Here is a 4,235-nt window from a genome sequence, read left to right on the forward strand (position 1 = left end):
GCCGAAGGCTGCGATCTTTTGATCTTGGCTTTTCAAGATAAAGATCAAAAGATCGCAGCCTTCGGCAGCTCCTACATGTTGTGTGTGGCGAGTATCTGTCCCGGTTTGCCGCCACACTTCACTTGTCCCCACGCCCTCGCCCGTGTAGAAAGCCCTTCCACAAAATGTGCACAGGGACTTTCGATGAAGGCTTTGCCATGGCTCTATCTGGCCCTTCTCAGCCTCGGCTACGGTTTGGCGTTGAGCCATGGCCAACTCGGCTGGCTGGCGTTGATCTCGCTTGGGCTACTGATGTTCGCGGGCTTCGCCGTGCGCCAGCAACAGGTGCCGGTCGGGCGGTTTCTCGGTCACGGTCTGTTCATCGTGCTGGCGCTGGCGTTGGCGCTGCACTGGTTGCCGGGCTTCTCCAGCGCTCGGGTTATCGATCCGCAACGTTTCACCGATGATGCCGTGCCATTCGCGATGTACCTCAATCTCGACAAACCGTTGATTGGCTTCTGGCTGTTGCTGGTCTGCCCATGGATTGTCGCGCGGCGTTCGTTGCGACTGACGGTCTACGCCACCGTCGTCGCCCTGACCTTGAGCGTGATCCTCGCCCTCGGCGGCGCGGTATTGCTCGGCGTGATCGCGTGGGCACCGAAGTGGCCCGATCAGGCCTGGCTATGGATGCTGAACAATCTGTTGCTGGTGACGCTGGTCGAGGAAGCGCTGTTTCGCGGCTATATACAGGGCGGTCTCAGCCGTCGTTTGAAAAACCTGCCTTACGGCGAAAACCTCGCCCTGCTGCTCGCCTCGTTGATTTTCGGCCTGGTGCATCTGGGTGCCGGTTGGCAGTGGGTGTTGCTGGCGAGTCTGGCGGGTGTCGGTTATGGCCTGGCCTACCGTTTCGGCGGACTGGGCGCGGCGATCGCTACGCATTTCGGCCTGAATCTGCTGCACTTCGTGCTGTTCACCTATCCGATGCTTGCCGGTTGAAGCAATGGCCGTTTTGCGACGCCATTCTTGAATCTGAAAAATAATTTCAATAAAACGCCGCGACCGCCGACAACCTTTCAAAGCCTTGCGGATTGAAAAACCATGCGTAATAACCAGCCCATCACACAACGCGAACGGACGTTCCCGGCTCAGCAGCGGTTGATTTCCACAACCGACGCCAAGGGCGTGATCACCTACTGCAACGACGCGTTCGTTGAAATCAGCGGGTTTTCGCGTGAAGAACTGATCCGTGCGCCGCATAACCTGGTTCGTCACCCCGACGTCCCGGCGGCGGTGTTTTCGCACATGTGGGGCACACTGAAACAAGGCTTGCCATGGATGGGCATTGTCAAGAATCGCTGCAAGACCGGTGACCATTACTGGGTTAACGCCTATGTAACACCGGTATTCGACGGCAATCAGGTGGTCGGTTACGAGTCGGTGCGGATCAAACCCACCGCCGAACAGATCCGCCGCGCCGAAGCGCTCTACCAACGCATCAACCAAGGCAAGTCGGCGATCCCGTCCAGCGATAAATGGCTACCGGTGCTGCAAGACTGGTTGCCGTTCATTCTGGTCAGCCAACTGAGCTTCGTGATCGGCGCGACCCTCAACTCGCACTGGGGCTTCGCCCTCGCCGCCGGTTTGTCGGTGCCGCTGGGCCTGATGGGCCTGCAATGGCAGCAACGCGGGCTGAAACGCCTGCTGCGTCTGGCCGAGCAGACCACCTCCGACCCGCTGATCGCACAGATGTACACCGACAGCCGTGGCGCGCAGGCACGTCTGGAAATGTCGATCCTCAGCCAGGAAGCACGTCTGAAAACCTGCCTGACCCGCTTGCAGGACACCGCCGAACACCTGACCGATCAGGCCAAGCAGTCCGACGTCCTCGCGCACAACAGCTCCAGCGGCCTAGAACGTCAACGCGTGGAAACCGAACAAGTCGCCACCGCCGTCAACCAAATGGCCGCGACCACGCAAGAAGTCGCCAGCCACGTGCAGCGCACGGCTGACGCGACGCAGGAAGCCAATCGCCTGACCGGTCGTGGTCGTGACATCGCCGGGGAAACCCGCGAAGCCATTCAGCGCTTGTCGGTAGTTGTCGGCGAAACCGGCCTGACCGTCACCCAACTGGCCAAAGACAGCGACGAAATCGGCGGCGTGGTTGATGTGATCAAAGGCATCGCCGATCAGACCAACCTGCTGGCGCTCAACGCCGCGATTGAAGCCGCACGTGCTGGTGAGATGGGCCGTGGTTTTGCCGTGGTGGCTGACGAAGTTCGCCAGTTGGCGCAACGTACCAGCGAATCGACCGGGCAGATTCACGCCCTGATCGCCAAGTTGCAGCAGACCGCGTCCAGCGCTGTGCAAACCATGGAAGCCGGGCATCGTCAGGCCGAAGAAGGTGTGGCGCGGGTATTGGAAGCGGATCAGGCATTGGTCGGGATCAGTGAAGCGGTGGCCAACATCACCGACATGACCACGCAGATTGCAGCGGCGACGGAAGAGCAAAGTGCGGTGGCGGAAGAGATCAGCCGCAACATCAGCAACATTTCAGAACTGGCGGATCAGACGTCGGAACAGGCACATAACTCGGCATTGTTGAGTGAAGAGCTGACGAAGACGGCTAACACGCAGTACTCGTTGGTGGAGCGGTTTAACCGCTAAAAGCAAAAGATCGCAGCCTTCGGCAGCTCCTACGTCGATCCCTGTAGGAGTTGCCGCAGGCTGCGATCTTTTGATCTTCAAAGCCCGTACGGCGAAAGCTTTCCGGGCTTTTTATTGCCTAAGTGAAATCAATGAAACTGGCAGGCCTGATCGCGAGCAGGCCTGAACTGTTGGTGCCTATCCCTTGGGCACCACGTTATCCAGTGCCTGATTGACCGCCAACTCCCCCAGCATCACAACCTGCGCAATGCCCAACAGCGTATTGCGGCTGGGGCCTTCCAACATCCCGGCGAAGTCACCGAGCATGACCGTGGCCGAGGCCAATGACTCACAGGCATTCGCCAATAAGGATTCAGTGTCGGTTTGCGGATTAACCATGAACATGCTGCTGGGACTATAAGGCGTGGCCATGATCTGCGCGGGTGCGAGGTAATGGTCGAGGGCGCGTTCGGCGGCGGCGTGGAGCTTCTTTGAATCGAATGATTCGTACGGTGAAGCCGGATCTGTGACCAGCGGTTTTGTGGTTTCGGACATAAGCTGAAACTCCTCGAAGCACTGCGAAAAAATGACACCGTGTAGGCGCTGCCGCAGGCTGCGATCTTGTGATCGGCTTTTGATTGTTATAAAGCAGATCAAAAGATCGCAGCCTGCGGCAGCTCCTACAAGGGATCGTGGCGGGATCGCTAGTGCGGCAAGCGGCGACCATCCAGGACTCGATTGACCATGAGCTCACTGAGCATGATCACCTGATGCAGCATCAACAGGGCTCGGCGTTGTGTGTTGTCGACGACATCGCCGATTTCACGCGCCATGTCACTGGCCGCTGCTAGCGATTCGCAGGCTTCGACGAGTAATGTTTCTTCGTCCATGGCGGGGTCGATGAGGAAGATCTTGCTGGTCTTGCGGGAAGGGACTGAGAGTTTGAATGAACCGGGGTTGAGATAGAAGTTGATGGCGCGGTCGGTTGCTTCTTTTATCTTTTGTGGTTCGAGGGTTGGGTCGTACGGGATTGGTTCGACGTCCGGGGGATTTGGCGTGGCTTTGAACATAAATATCTAATTCCTGAACAAGGGCCGCGACTTTTCTCTACTAAAAGAAGGGTGGCGGCTGTGCGCAGGTTAGTAGACCGGAGGAATTAGCAAGACCGGCGCGCTCGAAAGCGCCCTGAGCACAGCCACCATTGAGTGCAGTCTGATACGCCAGACCTAATGGGACTTATGCACCTACTAAAACCATGCGGGCTACTAAACCCGACCACTGATGGGCAGTGGCAGGGAAACGATATAGCCCGAGTCATGGTCGTGTATGCCGGCGGATTCTGGCGTACGCGTAAGTAACGGCGCAAGGCGTTGTAGGGCTTGTGGCGTAACGGTTTGTGTAATGTAAACGCACTCACAGGATTACGTTTAAAGACAGAAAGAGACGGAGATTGCTCTAGTAGTTTGATGTGGTTTGTCCGAACACTTTCGCGAGCAAGCCCGCTTGTATGGTAGGACTCGAAGGGGTGGGTGGGACCAAAAGCCAGCTTCTGACTGTTAGCCCAGTACAGACTGTGGGAGACATCGGCCCCACCCCTTCCACCAAAGCGCCGA

Annotated in this window: 4 protein-coding genes; 2 read left to right on the forward strand and 2 right to left on the reverse strand. The window is 57.8% G+C overall.

Translation table 11 applies throughout. The annotated features are described in order from the left end of the window. Nucleotides 1–183 precede the first annotated feature (183 nt). Both QMX93_RS29915 and QMX93_RS29920 read left to right on the forward strand, forming a co-directional pair. Nucleotides 184–975: a CPBP family intramembrane glutamic endopeptidase gene (locus tag QMX93_RS29915; protein ID WP_282359178.1), complete on the forward strand. Its 792-nt coding sequence runs from the start codon at nucleotides 184–186 to the stop codon at nucleotides 973–975. Between the two features lie 102 nt (nucleotides 976–1,077). Next, nucleotides 1,078–2,643, forward strand: a complete 1,566-nt coding sequence (locus QMX93_RS29920) for a PAS domain-containing methyl-accepting chemotaxis protein (protein WP_053118810.1) — start codon at nucleotides 1,078–1,080, stop codon at nucleotides 2,641–2,643. Nucleotides 2,644–2,820: 177 nt separating this feature from the next. On the opposite strand, the gene QMX93_RS29925 is transcribed toward QMX93_RS29920, so the two are convergent. Together QMX93_RS29925 and QMX93_RS29930 are read right to left on the reverse strand one after the other, a co-directional pair. Beyond that, nucleotides 2,821–3,177, reverse strand: coding sequence for a DUF6124 family protein (locus QMX93_RS29925; RefSeq protein WP_282359180.1), 357 nt, complete (start codon nucleotides 3,175–3,177; stop codon nucleotides 2,821–2,823). 149 nt (nucleotides 3,178–3,326) lie between these two features. After that, nucleotides 3,327–3,692, reverse strand: coding sequence for a hypothetical protein (locus tag QMX93_RS29930; protein WP_282359182.1), 366 nt, complete (start codon nucleotides 3,690–3,692; stop codon nucleotides 3,327–3,329). Nucleotides 3,693–4,235 lie beyond the last annotated feature (543 nt).

It is taken from the genome of Pseudomonas sp. PS01303 (assembly GCF_029959385.1).
In the GTDB taxonomy this organism is placed as follows: Bacteria; Pseudomonadota; Gammaproteobacteria; order Pseudomonadales; family Pseudomonadaceae; genus Aquipseudomonas; species Aquipseudomonas rustica.

Excerpts from the sequence above, each read along its gene's own strand:
- QMX93_RS29915 (WP_282359178.1), top strand. The coding sequence starts at position 184 with ATGAAGGCTTTGCCATGGCTCTATCTGGCCCTTCTCAGCCTCGGCTAC.
- QMX93_RS29920 (WP_053118810.1), top strand. The coding sequence starts at position 1,078 with ATGCGTAATAACCAGCCCATCACACAACGCGAACGGACGTTCCCGGCT.
- QMX93_RS29925 (WP_282359180.1), bottom strand. The coding sequence starts at position 3,177 with ATGTCCGAAACCACAAAACCGCTGGTCACAGATCCGGCTTCACCGTAC.
- QMX93_RS29930 (WP_282359182.1), bottom strand. The coding sequence starts at position 3,692 with ATGTTCAAAGCCACGCCAAATCCCCCGGACGTCGAACCAATCCCGTAC.